Source organism: Bacillus fonticola (assembly GCF_012955605.1).
GTDB lineage: Bacteria > Bacillota > Bacilli > Bacillales > JC228 > Bacillus_CG > Bacillus_CG fonticola.
The window spans coordinates 3013596-3035612 of the sequence record NZ_CP052135.1; the positions used below are offsets into that span (position 1 = coordinate 3013596).

Sequence of the window (22017 nt, forward strand, 5' to 3'; positions counted from 1 at the left end):
GGGAGTCGTTATTCATGAACTACACCTTACTAATCCCAGTTGGCATCGTTTCGTTTTTATGTGGCCTTGGTGGTTACTTACTAGCGTTGTGGTTTGGTTGGGAGCAAACCATTAGTACCGGAGACTTGCGCGCTGTTTTCATCTGGGGAGGCTTGGCGTACTTACTAACCGCTGCCCCGCTCTATCTTGTTGCAATTAGAGCAGTAGCACGTCGCGTTTCTAGACTTACCTGGGCTTTGTACCCAATTTGCTGTATGGCGCTCTTTTTCATACCTAGTGCGTTTATCATGTTATTATTTGGCGGCAGCTTACGATACATTGTATCGCCTGAAGCTCAGCTTTTTTATGGGTTTTTCTTAACCTCTGGATTCGCATTCGGTGTTGGATACTGGTTAGTTGAAAACGTATCAGCTATCAGAAATCTATTAATGAATAAAAAAAAATAGTAGGGTTTATTTGCGTACTAGTATTCGGGGCACCGGTTTTCATATACTTCTTTCCGTTTATTTTAAGATGGTGAAGAGGAGGCTCAGCTCGAGCCCGCGGAAAGCGTAGTGTATTTCCGGAGCGGTATGCAGGCACTATGAATTTGCATTACATCGAAGTATGAGATTACTGTATAGTAAAAACAACAAAGGATACGAAAAGATCCTTCTAAAAAGTGGGTTCTTATAAAAATTGACTAGTACCTATCCTAGTAGAACTTTTCCCCTTAACCTGCTTTAACGCTGCTACTAAAAGAAAGCTAACAATCACCAATAAGAGCCATGAACTCACCTTTCCTAGATGTACGAGACTCCAGCTATCTGCTTGGTTTGGATATTCCCAAGCCCCAAAGAACGTTGCGATATTTTCGGCAATCCATATAAAAAATCCGATGAGCACAAAAGAAAGTGTGAGTGGCATACGGTAACGAGTGCCACCAACCTCGTATGTGACCCATGATTGCCAAAAGATGATCATGACCAGTCCAGATAACCAAAAGCGGACGTCAATCCAATAATGGAGGGTGAAGAAATTCAAATAAACCGCAGCCGCAAGAGGGACAACTACCAAAAGCGGTGGCCACTTAATCAGTTCAACCTTCAACCTCCTCCACGCCTGGCAAAGGTAACTCGCTACACTTGCGTACATGAATCCGCTATACAAAGGTACTCCAAAAATTTTGGAATATCCCTCCTCTGGATAAGACCAGGAGCCCATATGTACCTTAAAAAGCTCAAGAGCAAGTCCAATTAGGTGGAACAATGTAATCACCTTTAGTTCATCCCGTGTTTCAAGCCCAGAACGCACCATCCACCACTGCATCAGAAGGAAGATGATAAGCAGCCAGTCATACCGTGGTAGGAAGGGAAGTGGCATAATTTGTGTAAAAGCCAAAGAGGCAAAAATAACGACAGGAAACAAACATGATAGGGCCTGCTCAAAGCCGAATCGAACGAGTTGTTTTAGCGTTCTCATAATTTCTGCCTCCAAAGGTTTTTTTGAATATAGTCTAAGTGTAATAACACGGAATTACATTTCAATCGGAACTATTGGATAAGGAACTTGGACCCTTTCAGTAGTGTCTTTATTTTGATAATCTTTTAATCTACCTTCAAAAACCAATTGAAAATTTGCTGAATGAGGCAAGTCACTTGGTTCAATAAGAGAAAGATCTTTTTCAAAGTCAATGACGTGACTTTCCTTTAGGACAGATGCCACAAACTGAGAACAGAAGAAAGCATTCTTTCTTTTTATCGGTTTTTTAAACGGTACACCAAATAGTCCTATAAAATTATAGCGATAATGTTCCTTTTCGACAGCTATTTGTAGAATATATTGATACATCTTTTTAAATTCATCATTTGTAATGGTTAAAAAGTATATGGAACAATTTGCCTCTCCAAATAAACCAGAATGAATATCTTCTCTAACGAATCCTCCAATATAAGGGTTCTTGGCTGTTTTTCTACCAAAACTATATACCTCGGTTAATTCAGTATCAAAGGCAATTGAGGCATGATTATAGGGTTTTTTAGTATAGGACTTAATCAACCTTGTTAAAATCGTTCCTGTATCAGTTAAAAGGAGATAAATCTTTTTTTCCCCCACCATGATCCTCCCCTTCATTCCTTTTCTGTGATTAATAAAGATAAAAACTTAAGAAAAGGTGTCTTCGTTACTTTTGTATTCTAAAATATCTCCAGGCTGACATTCTAAAGCCTTACAAATCGCTTCTAAAGTTGATAATCGAATCGCTTTTGCCTTTCCGTTTTTCAATATAGAAAGGTTAGCCATTGTTATTCCAACCCTCTCGGAAAGTTCTGTTACGCTCATTTTCCTTTTAGCCAGCATCACATCAATATTGATTATAATCGCCATTTTTTTCACCTCAGACCGTTAAATCATTTTCTGATTTTATATCAATCGCCTCTTTTAAAAGCCTTTGAAGAACAGCCGCAAAGACTGCAATCACCATTGAAGCAAAAATAATAACCAATCCGATTAGTATGATACCTGGAGCGTCATCTACCTCCGCCATGAGATAGTAGAGTGGCATGCCTAACACAAACAAGCTACTGATGGTGATGGCACAGTTTTTTATGTTCTTTAAGGACTTTACGGATAATTCTGAGAATGCTTTGTTCCTGTCAATATAGCTTAAAAGTTTAAATGCTTGATACAGAGCAAAGTAAAAAGGTATCGCCGCTGCATACAAATCGATTAAAACGAGATATTTCATATAAGCATGACCCGGATACAACTCTGCTGCAAAATTCGCTATCTCAGGCACCACAAATATACACAAAGCAAGAACTGGGATTCCAATAAGAATAACGGCTACCTTTAAAAAAAGTGTTGTTCCTTGTTTCACAAAAAGCACCTCACCTATTCATTTTCAATTTGACTTTACCACAGAATTTATCGTTTCGCAATAAAATATTATTGATTACAATCACATTATTGTTGTTACGTAGGTGCCATCTTTGAATTTGGACAAAATAAAAAGCATTCTTCATTACTGGGAAATGCTCGATAACTTAAACTATTTAATTTATAACTAGTGCAACTAACCTGATGTGTAATGCAAAATAGAAGTACAGAACTTTGCAGCGAATTTGTACAGAGTTCTACATGAGATTCTCATGCAAATTAAAAAGGACTTGCTAGCCACCCAAGTCAACCTCTACTGTTAAAGTGCGAACTCAAAACAGGTGGAGGTTAGGAAGGAGTGCTAACAATGTCCGATATCAATTGTATCAAACACTTACGAAATGAAAAAGGTCTGAGCATAGACAAAATCGCTACGACGCTCGGTATCAATTGGCGAACTGCCAAGAAATACGCGGATGAAGATGTACTCTACGAATCAATTATCAAACCGCGTAAAGGAATGATGTACGAGGAACTGCGTAACTGGCACCGCTATTCCACTTAAATAAAGGCTCTTTTCGCATCCTTTGTTGTTTTTACTACACAGTAATCTCATGATGCGACATACAGCTGTGTTGATTTCCGCTCCAGGCGGACGCTTTCCGCGGGGCGGGCGGTGAGCCTCCTCGTCGCTTTGCTCCTGCGGGGTCTCACCTGTCCCGCTGATCCCGCTGGAGTCGCCGCCTTCCGCTCCAATCAACGAACAAATGGCGAGTCAAAACTTCCCTTATTAAGTTTTAAGTTCAGTACTGGTGAGTCTTAAAATGCACTCACCATTTTCTTCGTGCGATATAAGTTCAAAACCAGCGGAGGAAATACACGTAGACTCCTGCGGAATAGCGGAGACGATGAGACCCCGCAGAGAGCGTACTTTGCGAACGAGGAGGCTCATCGCGGAGCCCGCGGAAAGCGAAGTGTATTTCCGGAGCGGTTTCATACTTCCATGATTTGCACTATGTCGCATCATTCAGCTACTATGTAATGAGATTCATTAAAAAAGCAACAATCTTTTTAGAAAACAGCCTAAATAAACAACTGGTCTGTACTTTAACACGAAAAAAGAGGGAGCGCGAAAAAAGAGGGAGCGGTTTAGTAACGCCAAAAAACACCAAACCTCACCTAAAACAGAAACGGTGCAACAAATATTCTGCTAAAGCTATTGGGAATCCAAAATTAGCAATCAACCGTGGAATAGTTGGATCATCCAGCACGTAATCCCCTGCTTATCTCATAAAAGGCCTCTCCTCTATTAGGAAAGACCTCTACTACTCTCATTTTACATTCTGATATTATCGTGGTTCCTATTCCACACCCACACCCTCACCAAAAAACTGCGGTAAATATTCCTTATGTGCTTCTAACAAATCATCCACAAGCTGCTTCGCCACTTTATCTGACGGTACCAACGGGTTGATGGTCATCGCCAGCACCGCTGTTTCATAGCTCCCTGTTACGGCTGCTTCAGCTGCGACCCGCTCAAATGATTTAATTTGCTGAATAAGCCCTTGAACGGCTACAGGTAGCTCCCCGACGACAATCGGTTTCGGACCTTCTTTTGTGATGACGCAGTTCACTTCTACAGCAGACTCGTATGGAATGCCGTCGATAGCGCCGAGGTTCATCGTGTTGACGGGTTGAATGTCGCGGCGGTCGTTGTAGATAGAGTCGATTAAGCGACAGGCAGCCTCACTGTAATAGGCACCACCGCGTTTTTCGAGCTGCTCCGGCTTTTCCTTTAGTTCGGGCTGTTGATACAGCTCAAACAATTCGCCCTCGAGCTTTTTCACGACTTCAGCACGCGTGCCTTTTTCGGCCGCTGCTGTTTGTTCTTCTGCGAGCATTGTGCTTGTCTGGTAGTAATAGCGATGATACGGGCAAGGTAGCATGCCTAACGCTTTCAAAAAGGACGGCTCCCATCCGAGATCCACAATATTCTTCATCGTGATCCCGCTCTCTTTGTCAGACGTTAAAGCGTCAATCACTTCTTTCGTAACGTCTTTCCCATCCAAATACACATGACGACCAAACACCATATGATTCAGCCCAGCAAAGTCAATGTGGACACGGGATGGATCAACATCTAGTTGTTTCGCGACACCCATTTGCATACCGATCGGAACGTTGCATAGTCCCACAACCTTCCGCCAATTGCTGTGTCGATAAACGGCCTCAGTCACCATGCCGGCTGGGTTCGTAAAGTTGATAAGCCATGCGTCTGGACAAAGCTCTTCCATGTCTCGAATGATGTCTAGGATAACAGGAATGGTACGCAAGCCTTTAAACAGTCCACCCGGTCCGTTCGTTTCTTGCCCGATGACGTCGTACTTTAACGGAATACGTTCGTCCTTAGCGCGAGCTGCGAGCTGTCCGACGCGAAACTGTGTCGTTACAAAGTCAGCATCTGCCAGTGCCTCTCTGCGATCAACCGTCAATCGAATGTCCAAATCAACGCCTGCTTCTGTCACCATGCGCTTTGCTAGGTCACCAACGATTTGTAGTTTGCGTTCTCCGGCAGGTACGTCAACGAGCCATAGTTCTTTTACAGGTAAATCCGCATGACGTTTAATAAATCCCTCGATAAGCTCCGGTGTATAGCTAGATCCTCCACCAATCGTTACCACTTTTAATCCTTTACGTGTCAAAGATTCTCTACCCCTTTCCTTACTACGTGAGGATTGTCAATTGATTTAAATACGCCCGGAACGCCATGCTCGGTGGAAGTTCCCTTTTGTCCGGTCGTGTTCATAACCCCTTCACCCACTCCATCAAGTGGATTTTCAGCTACAGCACCACTTCGGTAGTAATTTACACCCATGAAATCTGGTTTAGCTGCCTTTAATAGCCGTCGATCCTCAGCGGTCACAACAGGTGCTAACCCTTCATGATGCAAATACTTCCACATAATCGGTGGATATTCACCCCACGCGTACACATCCATCCACCAGTGGCTATTAAGTTCCTCCGCATTCTCCATCGCAAGCACGTTTTCTGGCTTGGCGTTATAGGAATAAGCAGGAGAGTATGCGAAGCTGGGACCTATTTTCCCTTCTGGTACGAGTTCGCGGAAAGAAACAATTGCTTGTGCATTTGCCAAATTTGCGTAATGATTTGCCTTGTACAATCGCTTCAAATCTTTTACCCCTGGCGGATGTAGCGCGGTTTTATACCCTAGTAACATAAACACGTTTTGTTCATTGAGCGTAACCCAATAGTTTACGCGGTCACCCAATCGTTTGAACAAAGTACGGGCATATGTATCAAAGTCATCCACAATTTCACGCGACTCCCATCCTCCATATCCGCTTTGCAAAGCTTGTGGTAGATCCCAGTGATACAAGGTGACAATCGGTTCAATGTCGTATTTATGTAACTCGTCGATTAATGCATCGTAAAAGGCCAGCCCTTGTTCATTCACTTGTCCCCGACCTTCTGGATAAATTCGCGACCAAGCTACAGAAAACCGATACGCCTTCAAGCCAGCTTCCGCCATCAACGCCACATCTTCTTGGAAGCGATGATAATGATCCACTGCGACGTCGCCGTTTGTTCCTTTAAATGTTTTTCCTGGAAGCCTCACGTAGGTGTCCCAAATTGACTGACCTTTCCCATCTTCGTTCCAGGCACCCTCTACTTGATAGGCAGCAGACGCGGACCCCCATAGGAAACTTTTCGGGAATGATGATAGCTTTCGATGCTGCATAAAAACCCCTCCAAAATGATGTGCTTGGTTTAAAAGTAAACGCTTTCAGAGTGGAAGTAAATATTTTCTGAACATTTTGTATAATTTACAACACGAACGGATTTTGTTCCATCCAGGAAACATGGTGTTCCATCTGAATGAAAAAAAGAACGAGCCTTATCAGACTCGTTCTTCAATCGGTAGCGTAATGGTGACTTCTGTTCCCCTCCCTAGCTGGCTATCAAACTGCATGGTCCCTCCATGGTTTTCAATAATACCAAAGCTGACAACAAGACCAAGCCCGGTTCCGCTCTCCTTTGTCGAGAAAAACTTCTTCCCTATTTTTTCAAGCTCTTCAGGTGAGATCCCTTTGCCCTCATCTTTAATGGTTATCGTTACTGAACAGTCCCTCTGCTTGACAAAAAGGTAGATACACCCTTGTCCTGTTGTTGCTTCGATGGAGTTTTTTAGTAGATTAATAAACACTTGCTTTAGTTTATTTTCTTCGCAATGAACGAAAATGTCTTTTCTCTTCACATCCTCTTCCATATGAATCGTTACATTGTGCATAATCGCTTGCGTGTTGACGATCGTAACTACATTTTTTAATAAGGGCAGCAATGACTTAGATTCGAGTGCAAAATCTTTCGGTTTGGCCAGTAACAACAGCTCTTCGACAATATCATTCATCCGCTCAATTTCAGATAACATCACTTCTGTATACTTTTTCACTAGACTTTCGTTACCATTTGATAGTTGGAGAAAGCCTTTGACGCTCGTCAGTGGGTTTCTTATTTCATGAGCAATCCCTGCCGCAATTTCCCCTAGAACAGACAACTGTTTAGAATGCTGCAATTCTCTCTGACTCTCCCTTTGTTCTGTTATATCACGTAAAACAAGGATAATGATTGACTCTTCAAACAATTGAAGAGATCGCCCTTCTACCTCGACATAAATGTTTTGTTTGTCAGCGCGCTTTATGACTGTTTCTTGCGCGAAGGATGTTGGATGGACGAGTGATGCCTGTTCCAGAACAGAGTACACCCATTCATATACAGGGTCATTATCTTTTTCAGCGCCCGTAACCCCCATGAGAGATGCAGCTGATTTGTTTATGTATTGAATATGTCCTTTTTTTAGCGTCACAACCGGAGTTGGAAAACCCTCTATCAATTGGGAGAGTTCACGTTGAAAAGAAATCAATTGTTTTTTCAACTTTAGTCTTTGTCTTGAAAAAAAATAGTGATGAATACCCATAACCAATACCGTAAGAGAAAATAGAGTGGCCGTCTCCCAAATAACATTCGGGCTTAGTACGTAAAATAATGTAATGATAATGAGAAATCCTTCTACAGCCCACATTACTCGTGAGGGTACATAGTACTCCTTCATCTTGACTTGATCCATCCACAATCCCCCCATATGACTTTTTACACATTATAAAATACCTATGTAAATGAAAAAAACCCAACTTCTTCAAAAGAAGTTAGGTCATGTGCAACGTTAAGTTGCCAATTAGTACATTTACCTACTTTTACATTATTTCATTACAAAACCTATAAATGATCTGTCGTCCTTCATATTCCAATCCACAAAAATATCGAGGACATCCCGCTTAAAAATTTCTTTGAAGACGCTACTTTGGTGAAGATGGCGTTTTTCTAGTTCATCTTTTGTGTACCGCAACTCATCTATGAAGCCTTTTGCAATCAGTGCTTTTTCAATTGGGATGAAGATCCCTTCTCGTAAAACGATAACCGTATTTTGAGTGATCGGAGTTACCTTTGTAAGGTCCGGCTCCTTTTCCACTACAAAGCTGATACGCGAGACTTCTTTCTCCAAAGCGCCAAGATCCCACGGTACTTGGATACCGGTCTGATTAATCTCATTCTCCAAGACGAATAAAAGCATCCCTGTATTATCTGGGAAGTTCCAATCATGATAATACTCCGCCACTTCCACATCCAAAGTGACCTGGACAACTCCTGTTAACTCTTCTAACACTTGATGCATGACGACATTTCGAGCATACCGCACCTGCTTCGTTTGGTCTTGCTCGAGCATCACTTCTTCCATTGGGGACAAAAACCCACGAATGTAAATAAACACGTATTTTCCACTTAAGTTCGCTTGGCAAGATACAGGACCTCGCCCAAATTTTTTTCGAAGGATTTTACTCGTATAACTACTGAGGTGGGTTAGCTGACTTTGTAGCTCCATTATTCCCCTCTTTTCAAGCAATGAACAATGGTTCATGCCTTTAAAGCATCAACCAAATTCATTTTACCATTTTTTCATTCGGCAACCTACTGATTCTTTTCCGAATGGTCTGTCTTTTGGAATAGATGTATCTATAGTAGTTTGCCCATCCTCTCGTTAAGTAAACTTCGTACGTTTTTTTAAAACAGGTTGAACGGTCAAAAACACCAAAGCATGCATCGCTTTAATCGATTTGTAAACAGCAGTCCAACTTCCCATTACTCTAAAAAAAAGAGCATATAACAAGCATCTTCTTGATAATCCCACAAAATAAAAAACTCGCTCATCTGCTTTTTAAAAATCTTTTCAAAGTCCTGCCAATAGGAACGATACACTTGGTTTAATTCATAAGAACTTTCCAATAGAATACTTAGGTATCCTCTTTTGTAGAGAGTGCGTTCAACAGGATGTAAAGTTCCCTTCATTTCAAGCACATAGAAAGAGGCATTCACCTTGGAAAGCGCCATCTTCTTAGGGACTTTATGATTCTCCATGCTGATCGCGGTGACTTTTTTTTGAAGGGGCTCTTCCATCAGTTGAATGGGAGGACGCTTGGACACGTTAGACTCACTCTTTACAAGCATGACTAGCCCGACATTTTGATCATAATTCCAATCAAAAAGGCATCGATCATACTCAACACCCACGACTTTCTTCACTTCCTGTTTAAATTGAACCAAAATATCTTCCATAATAATAGAACGGTAAGTAACCAGTTGTCCGAAATCACCGCTTTTACGCAACACGTGTTCAGACGGCGTTAAAAAATGCTGAATATACACATATACGTGACGATCATCCATCGTGGTGTAACACATTTTCGGTCCCTTACCGAACGATTTTTTCAGTAGCTTACTAAATGAACTGCTCAAATAAGTAAGCCGCTCCTGTCGACCTAGTAATGTATTCATGTTCATGTACATCCTCCACAAAAAATTCAGGGAAATCAAAAAGGCCTAACCTCAAAATCAATTGAAGTTAGGCCATGAATAGACACAGAAAAAAATTCCACTTCCTTCATTTACCACACTATATACTTATGAATATTGAAATTAATTCCCAAAGAATCCAGGACTAAAGCAACAGAATAAGTGACTGCTAGACACCTACCAGAAGAAATATTAGCACAACCATATGAAATTAGCAAATCGGGAACTGGTACGCCCCGAATTTTGTCGAACAGCCAGCATTTTAGCTTGTTTTTTAAATTGAATGGGTCCTTATAACCATTTTTCGTATAGCTGCTCTGTCCCTAACAACAAGCACCCGTTTTTTTGGAAAACGGTACGCATAGGAAGGTTCTTCACTTCGGTAGAGCCTATATAATAATCAGCTCCAAACCGCTCTCGAAGCAAATGGAGTCCGTAACGATGAACAGTGGCTGCCATTCCTTTTCCTCTATATTGCGGGAGGAGCCCAAAATAAAACAGCCTGCCCTGTTGTAACCTACTGGGCTCTTCATGTGGAAGGAGCAACCCTAGCGCTTCATCGCCTTCCTTTACCACACAAAGCGATTTTGTGTAGGCTTCACCTAATTCCGACTGTAAGTTTTTCACTTGCCTTTTTGCCGACACAACTGAAGCTGACGTGTTTGTTTGCCCTAGAATCTCCGCCCAAACGCTCTCCACTTCAGATACTATTCGCTTGCTCTCGTCCCATTGAAAGGGAAAGTCTTCATCTTGTAAGTTCGCTAAATCAAAGAAATATTTGACCGTTTCAGCGCGGAGGCGATATCCTCTTTGCTCAAGCCAGTCTCGTTCTACAAGATCAGCCGTCTTGGTTACTAACAAAACTCGATCTTTCTTATGTGCCTGAGCCTTGGCTTCGAGATCGGTAAGTAGCTCACTCCATTCTGATGTTGTCTTACACACAACATCCTCTGCTGTCAGGTAATCAGGACCCTGTAAGCATTTGTAATTAAGTGTTTGACTACTAGGCGAAAGATTCAAAAGTGGCACGGTAGACTGTACCACTTCGTACAGGAATTCCGCTTTTTCACTGCGATACTCTTCCATAGAGCCACCTTCATGCTTCCGTTTTAATGCATCATATCGTGTGCGCAACTCCTCATTTGACCGGAGAGCCTCTGTTACTTGCTCAAAGATATCAAACTCAGACCCTTTGACGGCTAGCTGAATGCCAAGCGGAAGTTCATACCGATCTGTTTCAAATGCACAAAACAAATGATTGCTCATACTCCCTACATTCCGTGGATACCATCGGGACAACCGACTTCTTGCCTCCGAAAAAAACACCGCGGAAACGCGCACTAAAATATCAACGTCCCCTTTAGTGAACCCTTCATCGATCGCGGTGCTCCCGATGTGTACAACCTCTGCACCCGGAAGGAGCTCCCGAAACTTTTCTTGATGAAGCCTGACTATGGTCTCAGCTCGCTTTTTCACATGAGACACCGGAACAAACGTCGCGGTCTCCATTTGAACCCCTCCTGTTCAAAAAAGCTTGTTTACTCAAGAGTATCAAGGCTTTTAGAGAAGTGGAAGAATGGTAAATGAAACCATACGACAGTTTCAAGTAAAAAAGAGGATTCTTCCGTTTTTCTTCTATTGTAACTTCACAGTAGGTATCCTTCTAACTGTAGCGACGGACACTACATTGGGGCCATCCCGATAAGCCAGCATCCTGACTTATCGGACAACCCCCACTACTATTATTTGTTCGCTCTCTTAAACTTACTCAACGCTTCATAAACAATCGGTACAATCAGCAAGGTAAGGAGCGTTGAACTCGTCAGGCCACCGATCACCGTAACTCCAAGTCCTTTTGAAATGAGCCCGCTTCCTTCCATGCCAAATGCCAACGGAAGTAATGCACCGATCGTCGCAATCGCGGTCATTAAGATCGGGCGCAGTCGGGTCGCTCCCGCTTCCAATAAAGCTTCGCGAGTCGACATGCCTTCCTTCTCTTTATGAATGACGCGGTCGATTAAGACAATCGCGTTTGTCACGACGATTCCGATTAGCATTAGCGCACCAATCATAGCGGAAATACTTAACGTCTCCCCTGTCACCAGTAAGGCAACAACGCCACCGATAACGGTAAACGGTAAGGAGAACAGAATCGCAAACGGTGCTAACGCGCCGCCAAACGTAATGACGAGCACGAAGTATACGATCGCGATCGCAGCTAGCATGGCCAGCCCTAATTGTGTGAAGGACTCTTCAATATCTTGCGTCACCCCACCCATAGAGATGTCAACGCCAGCCGGCAAATCCAACGCATCCACTTCACTTTGAATATCTGTTGACACGGCTGCCACATCGTCCGCCGTCATTTCACCGCTAACTTGCGCGTAAATCCGACCATCGTTACGTGACACCGTATCCGCCGTTTCCCCTTCTTCTAGTTCCACGACGTCATCTATCGTGACAGACATACCTAGTGGTGACTGGATCTCTTTGCTTAATAGATCATTGATGTCGCTGTATTCTTCCTGTTCCACTTGAACGGTGACATTTAGCTCTTCCCCGTCATTTTCAATTGTTGTGAGCACAGGCGGTTCTCCAGCTTGGTTAAACACCATTCCGATTTGACCAGCCGTTAAACCGAGTTGACTCAACTGTTGTTGGTCTGCCACAAACGTATACTCACGATAAGGATCAGCGAGTGTTGATTCAACGTTTTCAATGGATCCGTGTTCATTCATGAGTGCTTGTACGTCTTCTACAATTGGTTTGATCTCTTCTAAGTCGTTGCCGTATACAGATAGTTGGATTTGGTTGCTCGCCCCACCCATCGCGGCCATATCGAGTGAGCCCCATTCTCCTTTGTCTGTAGAAGCTTGTAGATCTTCCAGTACTTTTTTAGACTCATCGGCAAAGTTCTCTGTTTCTGCATCATACATGACGAAGAATAGCGCTTGGTTTGTGCTTCCTTGACTCATCGGATTTTCGCCACCTAATGAGAACTGCACAATCTCTACATTAGGGCGCCCCAGAAAATATTCCTCTGCTTCTGTTGCGATTTCCTCTACTTCATCCAGCGTTTGTCCAGCATCAGGGTTGTAAGTGGCGACAACCATCTTCTGTTCTTGCTCTGGCAAGAAACTGACACCGACGACTGGAATTAACGCCACACTGCCGACTAATAGCAAAATAGCGATTCCTGACGTGATGACTTTATGGTTTAATGACCATCGCAACACTTTCTTATAGAATTCGACGATTTTACCTGGTTTGTCATCGTGCGTGATCGCCTTCCCCTTGACCCCATTTTTAAAGAAGGAATGGGCCATCATCGGCACAATCGTAATGGCGACTAACAAAGATGCTAAGAGAGCGAACACGATCGTTAAGGCAAATGGTAAAAAGAGTTCGCCAACCATTCCTGATACGAGACCAAGTGGTAAGAACACGGCAATGGTCACGACGGTGGACGACAGAATTGGCATGAACATCTCTTTTGTTGCGGAAAGAATGAGTTCTTTGCCCTTTAGCTTTTCGTTTTGAAGCGCCATTCTGCGATAAATATTTTCGACAACAACGATTGAATCATCAACCACGCGTCCAATGGCTACTGTCATGGCACCGAGCGTCATCATATTGAGCGTAATGTCCATTTGCTCTAGTAATAGCACGGCGATTAATAGCGATAGTGGAATGGAGACGACGGAGATTATCGTTGTTCTGAAGTTTCGCAAGAACAATAGGATGATGAGCATCGCAAATAGTGCTCCGAATATCGCTTTGCTTAACATCGTTGCAACTGAGTCTTCGATTGGTTGCCCTTGATCGAGGGTTGTGATGATCTCTGAGCCAAGGTCTGCCTCGAATTGCGCAGCAGCGTCTTTTACTTGATTTACAACGTCCACCGTATTCGCGTCTTGTGTTTTGACGATGTTCATGCCAATCGATTGGCTTCCGTTCGTACGCGAGATGGATTCTGCTTCTCCGACTACTTCAATCGTCGCAATCTCGTCTAGAGTGACGGTTGGAATTTGAGTCGATGGCTGCTCCTGAGTTTGTGCACCACTTGCTCCCTGATTAGGTGCGATTCCTTCCCCAGCCGGCGCTTGTGGAACGACCGGAATATCTAGACTCTGCAAATCTTCTAAAGTCGTGATATTTCCGTCCAAGACGACAGACTGCTCTGTGCCGTCAAGCGTGTATAAGCCTAATGGGAAATTCACCTTTGATCCTTGAATGATGCCTTCTACTGTTTCTTGACTCAGCCCAAGCTCAGCCATTCTCTCCTCGTTATATGTGAGCTGAACCTCGTTTACTTGCTGTCCTGAAGCTTGAACAGACGCTACCCCTTCTAGTCCTTCTAGAGAAGGTATGATTTCGTCTTCCACTTGCGCTGTTAATTGTTCTAAAGACAGCTCATCATTCGAAATACTTAAACCAATAACCGGAAACGCGTTCAAACTAAGTTGCGAGGCCTCAGGCTCCTGTGCATTGTCAGGTAAAGCTACTTCTGCAAGGGCCTCTTCTATTTCCGTCATTGCCTCATCCATATCTTTCTCAAAGTTATAGGTGATTTGCATGACAGACACATTGGTCATAGATGACGAACTAATAGAATCTAATCCACCTAAATTTCGTAACCTTTGCTCCAACGGTTGAGATACTTCTTCATCTACTTCCTCAGGTGTTGCTCCAGGAAAAACCGTGGATACCGTCACAAACGGCGTCGTAATATTTGGTATCGTTTCTAATTTCATGTTCGTTCCTGCATAGATCCCCGCTACCGTTACCATGATCGTAAGTAACCAAACGGCAAACTTGTTATGCAAAACAAACCGGATAATTGGACTCATCTAATGTCTCCTCGTTTCATAATTGACTGACCAGTCATATCAATATACAATATAAATGACCAGTCGTTCACATGTCAACGAGGAAACGAATTCTTCACAAAGTGTTAACAGGTTTGATGTAATCCCTCTTTTCTTTATAATAGAGGGAACTGTTGATTGGAGCGCGATACGATGAAAGAAAAGGAAAAGTGGATAGTAGAAGCAGCTAGTAAACTCTTTGCAAGAAAAGGCTTTGCGAGCACCTCCGTACAAGAAATTGTAACAGAAGTAGGCATTTCTAAAGGGGCTTTTTACCTTTATGTCAAATCTAAAGATGACCTATTACTCAGCATCTTTCAACATTACTACGAACAAATTCAAAATAGAGTGAACGAAGTAAAAAAAGCAGAGTTGACTCCTAAAGAGAGATTTGTAAGGCAATTACAGTTTTATTTACAAGGGATTGCTCATCATAAGGAATTTATCATCATGCAGGCTCGGGAAAACGCGGTTCCGTTTAACGATCAAATTGAGCAATTCATCAGAAAAATGAAGATGGAATCGTTTCTCTTTTATAAACGGAGCTTGCTAGACATTTACGGAAAGCAAGTACAGCCCTACCTTTCTGACTTGATCATGCTTATCCAAGGGATGGGTCATCAATATATGGAGCTCGTCATTTTTGATATCGTGGAGGTTGATTTGGAGAGGCTTCCAGACTTTTTGTTAACGCGAGCAGATCACATCGTTGAGGGATTTGCAAAAACTGGCGAGCCTGCGCTGTTGCCAGCAGATTTTGCGAGTCAGTTGACTGATTGTACGGTAGATCAGGAATTTGATACGACGAAAGAAATTTTGCAAGCAATTGCGAAGAGCAAACAAAGCCTGGTGCAAGGGGAAGACTACGAAGAAGTCCTCGTTACGCTAGAAGTTCTCGAGGCTGAATTGGAAAGTGATCATCCGAGAATTCCTGTTATGAAAGGGATGCTATCAAACTTAGAAACTTTGCCACAGTTTCATGATGTAAGAAAGAGGATCGTTGAGAAGTTTGGATTATAACAAAGGCGGTGACAGACCCCGCAGTACCGCGGATATCTGCCTCTGATCGCGGATATATTCCCCTGACCGCGGATATATTCCCCTGATCGCGGATATCTGCCTCTGACCGCGGATATATTCCCCTGACCGCGGATATATTCCCCTGACCGCGGATATCTGCCGCTGATCGCGGATATCTGCCTCTGACCGCGGATATCTGCCGCTGATCGCGGATATATTCCCCTGACCGCGGATATCTGCCTCTGATCGCGGATATTATTCCCCTGACCGCGGATATCTGCCTCTGACCGCGGATATATTCTCCTGATCGCGGATATATTCCTCTGATCGCGCTGGGTTCTGACGCCTTTTTACATACTGTCTTCATACTTTTCATATGTTGGATAGCGGGAGGTGGAGAAATGCATAAGTCATTTGGCGAAGAAGTACAGTTTGAGCTGGAGTTTTGGACACAGGTTCTTGGTGACCACAGCCGATTTATTCATGATTCATTAGCTCCAAGCGAGAAGAAATACATTCAAAAGGCCGAACAATTTATTACGCAATTTGATGGACTTCTTGAAAGGGTTAGGTCAGGTATAACGAGTCAGCAATCGCTCATTAAATTAGTAAAAGAGGCCAAAAAAGAAGGAGAGGCATTACGCAAGTTCAAGTTAACTATCATTAAGCAACATTTGGTCGGTAAGATCAAGATCATGCTCACCCCATCCTTCGTCAATCACATGGTGAACGAACTCGATGAAGCGTTACGATTATTCTCGCATTACGAAAAAGGGGAACGGGCACCTGACGTTCATCCGCTCCACCATGATCTTCTCTGGCTATTAGATGCTGCCGGGCACGCCGGAGCGATTGACAACAATTTAGATCGCGTGGAAAAGCAGCTAAAGAAACACGGAGAACAGTTCACCAAAGACTGGGAAGCATTCTATTTGAAAGCCGTGGAAATGGCAGGCTACTTACGTGCAAACGTCTCAAAGTTCCCAGCGCTTTCCCGCTTCCACCAAGACATCGAACTCGAAATGACACTCTTTAAGCATTTCCTTCGGGAGCTGGAGGAAATGGAATTACGTAAAGAAACGCTCGGCATCTTAACCCCACTCATGGCCGATCACATGGCGCGGGAAGAATGCTATTACTTAACGAAGCTAAGCGAAACCACTGATGTCGTGAAACAACCTGATTGCGATCCGACGAAGGAGAGGACGCAAGGGTAGTGGAGATTTCCAAACAGTGAGCCCTTTGGAATGAGAGGGCTTTTTTTCTTATGTTCGAGGTTCGACCCACGACTTCCGGGGTCTATCCGCCGGTTTACCTGGCCTATCCGCTGGTTTAGAGACCCATCCACCGGTTTATGAGGTACATCCACCGGCTTACGAGACCTATCCGCCGATTTACGAGGCACATCCACCGGTTTATGAGACCTATCCGCCGATTTACGGGGCACATCCACCGGTTTATGAGACCTATCCGCCGATTTACAGGGTACATCCACCGGCTTACGAGACCTATCCGCCGATTTACGAGGCACATCCACCGGTTTATGAGACCTATCCGCCGATTTATCTTACCTATTTCTCGACTCGGGGCTTGTTTTACTTGCTAGACTGTTCGGTATTTGCTGTTCAACCGGCGCCTGCTTAAACCACATCTTCGTATAATCCACCCAGCCTAACGCATTGATCGTGACTCCTTGGAGATCTGGCTGATAAAAGGCAAATTGTTCGAGTCTGTAGAGGGACAAGAAGGCTCGTTGCTCTCGGAGTGATATTTCTACTTGATGAAACTGTTCCAAAAGGGCTTCAGCATCTTTATCCACTATTTCTCTACATTTGTCCCTATCTACCTCAGCCATGTGTCGTGCAATCACACTTTTCTCCCCGAGAAAAACGGATAAATAAGTGAGCAAAGGGTCTTCGTGAGATAGTTGCTCCGCCAACAGAAAGTCTGCCTGTTCCATTATCTGTTCACCCTCAACAAGCTCTTCCAGTGGATAGGCAGTCACCGCTACTCGAATGCCACATTCAGCCAGCCTCTCTTGAATCCAAGCTGCATCTCGTTCGTTTCCTGCCCCTTGATACGTTACGAGTGACAGCACCTCGCCGTTGTAATGACTCTTCCTCAGACATTCTTGGACGCTTTGCTCGTCGCCCAAGCTACTTTGTTCAAAAGGAGCCCCTTCCAAAAATGTCCCTGCCGCAACTGAACGGTTGCCACCTAGATCCTCGATGAGCTTCTCCCGATCGAGCGCTCGGTCAATCGCGCACCGAAGCCACTCATCACAACCTACACCAAATTTCCGAAGATTCATAGTCAACACTTTACTCCCTCGATCCATCACAGACGTCTTCACATAAGCTTCCTTCTCATCAGGATATTGATAATGAAAGAAATTCACCTGCTCATCGTCGGCAAACTCGTTCCATCTTTGTTGCTCGTACAAATGCGGGAAAAAGTAAAGATCGACACCATCAAGATGTGGCCTTTTATCAAAATACGAGGCAAAAGCCTCCATCGTGAACTTGTGTTCGTCATTTTGCTTCACTTGAAAAGGGCCCGTCCCGATAGGTAGATTTGCAAAGTTTCCCCGTCCTCCAAGGTGTACGGGCACGATGCTAGCACCTAACGATACCAGGAGGTGAAGAAAAAATGAGCACGGTTGAGCTAGCTCAAAAGTGACAGCATACCGATTTAGCTGAACACACTTCTTCACATGTCTCAAAAACCATCGGTAAGGAGAGTGCGGATGCCGAAGACGCTCAAAACTATAGACAACATCTTCGCCTGTCATCTCGGTTCCGTGATGAAAGAGCACCCCTTTTCGCAAATAAAATCTCCAGACCGTGTGCTCCTCGTTCGTCTCCCAAGCATGAGCCAGATGCGGCACATGCTTCCCTGTACCTTCATCGTAACGAACGAGCGTATCAAAAATATGTCTCATCATATGATTTTCTGTTCGTCGATCAACAAAGGCTGGGTCGAGTGATGGCAAAGGGCGATAACTTGGAAAGCTAAGGTGTTCACCGGCAGCGGCACCCATTTGCCTGCTATCAAAGGATGTAAAAAACCACTGCAAAAATTCAGCACGGTAACGCTCGTCTAAATGAAAACTCTTCAGCGTGTTCAAGGCTTCTTCAAACGAATGCTGCTTCGCGACGGTTTTTGCCTCTTCTAACACCAACTCTTCCAAATTTGCATGCACGGTGAGAGTGGATTTATTTCCTCGTCCACGACCAGATTCCCAGCTAATCCAGTCCAGATCAGTCATACTGTGAATAATCAATTTCACATTTCGAGGGGAACAACAAAATACATCTGCCAACTCAGCAGTGCTCATTGTTAATGCCGTCATCCTGTCTGATCCCACCGTACGCACAAGGCTCGCAAAATGCTCTAACAACTTCATAATCACACGCCTCCAAAAAGGGGAAATTTATTTAATACAAATATACACTTTTCTTTCCCCTTATGAGAACTAGAATAGAGGAAGGCAGCGCTGATTGGAGTGACGGAAATGTGCGAAGAAAGAAGAATCAATTCAATGCTCAGGCAAAAACGACAAGTCGTGCTAATCGCTTTCATTACAGCGGTTTCCGTACTTGGGGATGCGATGTTCATTATCGTCTTGCCGTTATACTGGCAGAAATTCGGATTAACCGCCATTTGGCAAATTGGGGTGCTTCTAGCAGTAAATCGACTCATTCGACTACCGATCAATCCTGTGGTCGGGTGGTTTTATCGTCGGTACCAGCGTCGAACAGGTTTTTTATTTGCTGTGGTGTTGGCCATTGTGGCGACATTTTCATACGGAGTTCTACAAGGCTTCTGGCTTCTTCTTTTAATGAGAGCTATTTGGGGTGTAGCCTGGTCCTTTCTACGACTCGGGGGCTTCTTAACCGTTTTAGAAACGTCAGACGATACCAATCGGGGACACTACGTTGGACTTTACAACGGACTTTGGGGAATTGGTGGACTCGTCGGGATGCTGGGTGGAGGGTTTCTTGTCGATCAAACATCCATCCTGTTTGTGACAACCACGTTTGCCATAATTGGACTTTTCGCTATCCCGGCAGTGTTTTTATCTATCCCGCTCACTGTTGATGATCAAACGGAAGAGAAAAAATCTGAAACCAAGAGCCCTTGGCTGACTCATCAGGTCATCGCCGTTTTACTTACAGGTTTGACGATGGGGTTTACAATCTTCGGTGTTTTTGCGGCAACGTTAGGGCAATTAATCGAGCGGCTCTATGTCAACGAATGGTCGACCGCACAAATTACGATTGGCGCTGCGACACTAGCTGGAATCATCCAAGCCATCCGGTGGGGTTGGGATCCATTTTTAGCACCGACAATGGGAAAACGGCTCGATCAATCGAACAAGAAACATGTTTTCGCGTCGTTTGCGTTGTTCACAGGTGCTGTACTGTTTATATTCCTAGGCACAACAAGCAGCCTACTATTTTTATTGCTAGGGTTGATCGCTTTCCAGCTCATCTCTACATTGTTTGTGACAGTTATAGATACGCTCGCTACATCGGTTGCAGCTACAACTGACCGTATCAAAATGATGACCGCCCATACGATTGTCGTTGATGTAGGGGCAGCACTCGGGCCACTGCTAGCATTTGTTGTTATTCAGTGGGGAAGTATTGCGGCGGTCTACCTCATTGCAGGGGGCTGGCTGCTTGTTCTCGGGTTATATTGGGTACTGCTGTTCCAATTACGAAGGGCATAGAAAAATTCGACAGGTACCAGGTACCTGTCGAATTTTTTCTATGAGACTTTTTCTTTTGCCTTTTCTTCCTTCTTTCTTTCCACCCAGTAGTCTGCATTGTCAATTCCGAGTTTTTCTGGATCAAAGACTGGGTCCAAGCCTTGTTTTTTCTGTGCCTCGTAATCTTTTAATGCCGTCAATGCTGGTTTTGCCAAGATTAGAATGGCGACCAAGTTTAGCCAAACCATGAGACCGAGACCGATGTCTCCGAACACCCAAGCGTTTGCAGCGGTTTTGACAGAGCCGAAGTATACCGCTCCAACAAGTACAAGTTTTAATACAAACATGGCCCATTTATTGGATTTCCCACGGATTAGGTAGGCAACATTCGTTTCTGCCATGTAGTAGTATGCCATAATCGTAGTGAATGCAAAGAATAATAGGGAAATCGCTACAAATCCTGATCCGAAACCTGGTAACACTGATTCAACAGCTGCTTGTGTAAAATCTGCCGCTTCAAGACCTGGTAGATTTTCAACAATCATCGTTCCATCAGGGGCTTCTGTATTGTACATTCCTGTGAAAATAATCATAAAGGCAGTCGCAGAACAGACTAACCATGTATCGATATACACAGAGAAGGCTTGAACCAATCCTTGTTTAGCAGGATGGGACACTTCAGCGGCAGCAGCAGCATGCGGACCAGTTCCTTGCCCAGCCTCATTGGAATAAAGCCCACGCTTTACTCCCCAAGAAATTGCCGCACCAAGGATTCCGCCAAAAGTTGCTTCAGCACCAAACGCACTGCTAAATATGAGTGAGATAACTGCAGGCAACTCAGTAACATTCATCGCAACAATAACGAGCGAAACGAGCACGTAAACGATGGCCATGAAAGGAACGACTACTTGTGCCACATTTGCAATTCGTCTCACTCCTCCAAATATGACAAGTGCTAGAACAATAGCAACCACAAGACCTGTAACCCACGTCGCTATACCAAATGCATTATCTATAGTCGATGCAATCGCATTCGCCTGTACTCCAGGCATGAGGAAACTTAATGCAATCACCGTGGCAATGGAGAACACGATTCCATACCACTTCCATCCAATTCCCTTTTCGATGTAATAAGCAGGTCCCCCGCGATATTCACCGTCCTGCTTGACTTTGTAGATTTGGGCAAGCGTTGATTCTACGAAGGACGTACCTGCGCCAACAAAGGCAATCGCCCACATCCAAAAAACAGCACCGGGACCACCGAAGCCAATAGCCGTCGCTGTCCCCACAATATTACCTGTTCCAACTCGCCCCGATAGCGCAACCGCAAAGGCCTGGAAAGAAGAAATCCCCGCTTTAGAACTTTTACCCCCAAATAACTGTTTCACCATGTCCTTGATCAGTCGTAGTTGCAAGAACCTTGTTAGGATTGAAAATAATAGCCCGACTCCAATAATAAAGATAATCATCGGTGTACTCCAAAGGATTCCATTGAACCAACCAGCCGCGTCAACCGTCAGCCAACTCCATAAATCAGCCATCCCTATTCCCCCTTTATTCATATTAAGAGATGTGGTCATTCTCCGGTTTACAAATTGTACTATAAGAACGAAAATAGAAAACGAGCTTGAC

General features: G+C 44.0%; 19 protein-coding genes and 1 pseudogene. 5 read left to right on the forward strand and 15 right to left on the reverse strand.

Annotated features, from left to right (window positions below):
* Nucleotides 1-14 precede the first annotated feature (14 nt).
* Entirely contained in the window at nt 15-446 is a 432-nt protein-coding gene (locus HHK01_RS14775) for a hypothetical protein (RefSeq protein ID WP_170008483.1), read from the forward strand.
* A 223-nt stretch (nt 447-669) separates the two neighbouring features.
* Here HHK01_RS14775 and HHK01_RS14780 read toward each other — a convergent pair whose 3' ends face one another.
* Genes HHK01_RS14780 through HHK01_RS14795 form a run of 4 tightly spaced genes read right to left on the reverse strand, consistent with a single transcriptional unit; the run spans nt 670 to nt 2857 of the window.
* Entirely contained in the window at nt 670-1461 is a 792-nt protein-coding gene (locus HHK01_RS14780) for a DUF817 domain-containing protein (protein ID WP_170008484.1), read from the reverse strand.
* 54 nt (nt 1462-1515) lie between these two features.
* Nucleotides 1516-2097: a hypothetical protein gene (locus HHK01_RS14785; protein WP_228027596.1), complete on the reverse strand. Its 582-nt coding sequence runs from the start codon at nt 2095-2097 to the stop codon at nt 1516-1518.
* 45 nt (nt 2098-2142) lie between these two features.
* Nucleotides 2143-2364 (reverse strand): helix-turn-helix domain-containing protein, encoded by a 222-nt coding sequence (locus HHK01_RS14790; RefSeq protein ID WP_170008485.1) that lies wholly within the window; start codon nt 2362-2364, stop codon nt 2143-2145.
* 10 nt (nt 2365-2374) lie between these two features.
* Nucleotides 2375-2857: a DUF2975 domain-containing protein gene (locus HHK01_RS14795; RefSeq protein WP_170008486.1), complete on the reverse strand. Its 483-nt coding sequence runs from the start codon at nt 2855-2857 to the stop codon at nt 2375-2377.
* Nucleotides 2858-3223: 366 nt separating this feature from the next.
* Between HHK01_RS14795 and HHK01_RS14800 the strand changes: the two genes are divergently transcribed.
* A complete protein-coding gene (locus HHK01_RS14800; RefSeq protein WP_228027597.1) occupies nt 3224-3421 on the forward strand; it encodes a hypothetical protein in 198 nt (65 codons plus the stop codon).
* A 610-nt stretch (nt 3422-4031) separates the two neighbouring features.
* Here HHK01_RS14800 and HHK01_RS15995 read toward each other — a convergent pair.
* The 8 genes and pseudogenes from HHK01_RS15995 to HHK01_RS14840 form a co-directional block, all read right to left on the reverse strand.
* Nucleotides 4032-4127 (reverse strand): YvrJ family protein, encoded by a 96-nt coding sequence (locus tag HHK01_RS15995; protein ID WP_170008487.1) that lies wholly within the window; start codon nt 4125-4127, stop codon nt 4032-4034.
* A gap of 90 nt (nt 4128-4217) precedes the next feature.
* Nucleotides 4218-5558: a 6-phospho-beta-glucosidase gene (locus HHK01_RS14810; RefSeq protein ID WP_170008488.1), complete on the reverse strand. Its 1341-nt coding sequence runs from the start codon at nt 5556-5558 to the stop codon at nt 4218-4220.
* A gap of 23 nt (nt 5559-5581) precedes the next feature.
* Nucleotides 5582-6616, reverse strand: a pseudogene (locus HHK01_RS14815) (glycoside hydrolase family 1 protein); the annotation flags it as partial.
* A gap of 159 nt (nt 6617-6775) precedes the next feature.
* On the reverse strand, nt 6776-8002 hold the full coding sequence (locus HHK01_RS14820) for an ATP-binding protein (protein WP_170008490.1): 1227 nt from the start codon (nt 8000-8002) through the stop codon (nt 6776-6778).
* Between the two features lie 132 nt (nt 8003-8134).
* On the reverse strand, nt 8135-8815 hold the full coding sequence (locus HHK01_RS14825) for a Na-translocating system protein MpsC family protein (protein WP_170008491.1): 681 nt from the start codon (nt 8813-8815) through the stop codon (nt 8135-8137).
* Nucleotides 8816-9072: 257 nt separating this feature from the next.
* Entirely contained in the window at nt 9073-9771 is a 699-nt protein-coding gene (locus tag HHK01_RS14830) for a Na-translocating system protein MpsC family protein (protein ID WP_170008492.1), read from the reverse strand.
* A gap of 303 nt (nt 9772-10074) precedes the next feature.
* The gene (locus HHK01_RS14835) at nt 10075-11292 is read right to left on the reverse strand and encodes a GNAT family N-acetyltransferase (protein ID WP_170008493.1); all 1218 of its coding nucleotides are present in this window, start codon (nt 11290-11292) and stop codon (nt 10075-10077) included.
* Nucleotides 11293-11525: 233 nt separating this feature from the next.
* Nucleotides 11526-14633 (reverse strand): efflux RND transporter permease subunit, encoded by a 3108-nt coding sequence (locus HHK01_RS14840; protein ID WP_170008494.1) that lies wholly within the window; start codon nt 14631-14633, stop codon nt 11526-11528.
* Between the two features lie 171 nt (nt 14634-14804).
* Between HHK01_RS14840 and HHK01_RS14845 the strand changes: the two genes are divergently transcribed.
* The gene (locus tag HHK01_RS14845; RefSeq protein WP_170008495.1) at nt 14805-15671 is read left to right on the forward strand and encodes a TetR/AcrR family transcriptional regulator; all 867 of its coding nucleotides are present in this window, start codon (nt 14805-14807) and stop codon (nt 15669-15671) included.
* Here HHK01_RS14845 and HHK01_RS14850 read toward each other — a convergent pair.
* A complete protein-coding gene (locus HHK01_RS14850) occupies nt 15586-16047 on the reverse strand; it encodes a hypothetical protein (protein WP_228027598.1) in 462 nt (153 codons plus the stop codon). The two genes, HHK01_RS14845 and HHK01_RS14850, sit on opposite strands and share 86 nt — an antisense overlap.
* A gap of 25 nt (nt 16048-16072) precedes the next feature.
* Here HHK01_RS14850 and HHK01_RS14855 point away from each other — a divergent pair, with 25 nt between their 5' ends.
* Nucleotides 16073-16888 (forward strand): DUF2935 domain-containing protein, encoded by an 816-nt coding sequence (locus HHK01_RS14855; RefSeq protein WP_170008497.1) that lies wholly within the window; start codon nt 16073-16075, stop codon nt 16886-16888.
* A 350-nt stretch (nt 16889-17238) separates the two neighbouring features.
* Here HHK01_RS14855 and HHK01_RS14860 read toward each other — a convergent pair whose 3' ends face one another.
* Entirely contained in the window at nt 17239-19077 is a 1839-nt protein-coding gene (locus HHK01_RS14860) for an SgrR family transcriptional regulator (protein ID WP_170008498.1), read from the reverse strand.
* Nucleotides 19078-19212: 135 nt separating this feature from the next.
* Here HHK01_RS14860 and HHK01_RS14865 point away from each other — a divergent pair, with 135 nt between their 5' ends.
* On the forward strand, nt 19213-20406 hold the full coding sequence (locus HHK01_RS14865; RefSeq protein ID WP_170008499.1) for an MFS transporter: 1194 nt from the start codon (nt 19213-19215) through the stop codon (nt 20404-20406).
* Between the two features lie 38 nt (nt 20407-20444).
* Here HHK01_RS14865 and HHK01_RS14870 read toward each other — a convergent pair whose 3' ends face one another.
* Complete coding sequence (locus tag HHK01_RS14870) at nt 20445-21926, reverse strand: alanine/glycine:cation symporter family protein (protein ID WP_170008500.1); 1482 nt, start codon at nt 21924-21926, stop codon at nt 20445-20447.
* Nucleotides 21927-22017 lie beyond the last annotated feature (91 nt).

Coding starts and splice junctions, on each gene's coding strand:
- HHK01_RS14780 (WP_170008484.1), bottom strand. CDS start 1,461: ATGAGAACGCTAAAACAACTCGTTCGATTCGGCTTTGAGCAGGCCCTA.
- HHK01_RS14830 (WP_170008492.1), bottom strand. CDS start 9,771: ATGAACATGAATACATTACTAGGTCGACAGGAGCGGCTTACTTATTTG.
- HHK01_RS14850 (WP_228027598.1), bottom strand. CDS start 16,047: ATGAAAAGTATGAAGACAGTATGTAAAAAGGCGTCAGAACCCAGCGCG.
- HHK01_RS14820 (WP_170008490.1), bottom strand. CDS start 8,002: ATGGATCAAGTCAAGATGAAGGAGTACTATGTACCCTCACGAGTAATG.
- HHK01_RS14860 (WP_170008498.1), bottom strand. CDS start 19,077: ATGAAGTTGTTAGAGCATTTTGCGAGCCTTGTGCGTACGGTGGGATCA.
- HHK01_RS14775 (WP_170008483.1), top strand. CDS start 15: ATGAACTACACCTTACTAATCCCAGTTGGCATCGTTTCGTTTTTATGT.
- HHK01_RS14855 (WP_170008497.1), top strand. CDS start 16,073: ATGCATAAGTCATTTGGCGAAGAAGTACAGTTTGAGCTGGAGTTTTGG.
- HHK01_RS14835 (WP_170008493.1), bottom strand. CDS start 11,292: ATGGAGACCGCGACGTTTGTTCCGGTGTCTCATGTGAAAAAGCGAGCT.
- HHK01_RS14790 (WP_170008485.1), bottom strand. CDS start 2,364: ATGGCGATTATAATCAATATTGATGTGATGCTGGCTAAAAGGAAAATG.
- HHK01_RS14870 (WP_170008500.1), bottom strand. CDS start 21,926: ATGGCTGATTTATGGAGTTGGCTGACGGTTGACGCGGCTGGTTGGTTC.
- HHK01_RS14845 (WP_170008495.1), top strand. CDS start 14,805: ATGAAAGAAAAGGAAAAGTGGATAGTAGAAGCAGCTAGTAAACTCTTT.
- HHK01_RS14840 (WP_170008494.1), bottom strand. CDS start 14,633: ATGAGTCCAATTATCCGGTTTGTTTTGCATAACAAGTTTGCCGTTTGG.
- HHK01_RS14800 (WP_228027597.1), top strand. CDS start 3,224: ATGTCCGATATCAATTGTATCAAACACTTACGAAATGAAAAAGGTCTG.
- HHK01_RS14865 (WP_170008499.1), top strand. CDS start 19,213: ATGCTCAGGCAAAAACGACAAGTCGTGCTAATCGCTTTCATTACAGCG.
- HHK01_RS14785 (WP_228027596.1), bottom strand. CDS start 2,097: ATGGTGGGGGAAAAAAAGATTTATCTCCTTTTAACTGATACAGGAACG.
- HHK01_RS14825 (WP_170008491.1), bottom strand. CDS start 8,815: ATGGAGCTACAAAGTCAGCTAACCCACCTCAGTAGTTATACGAGTAAA.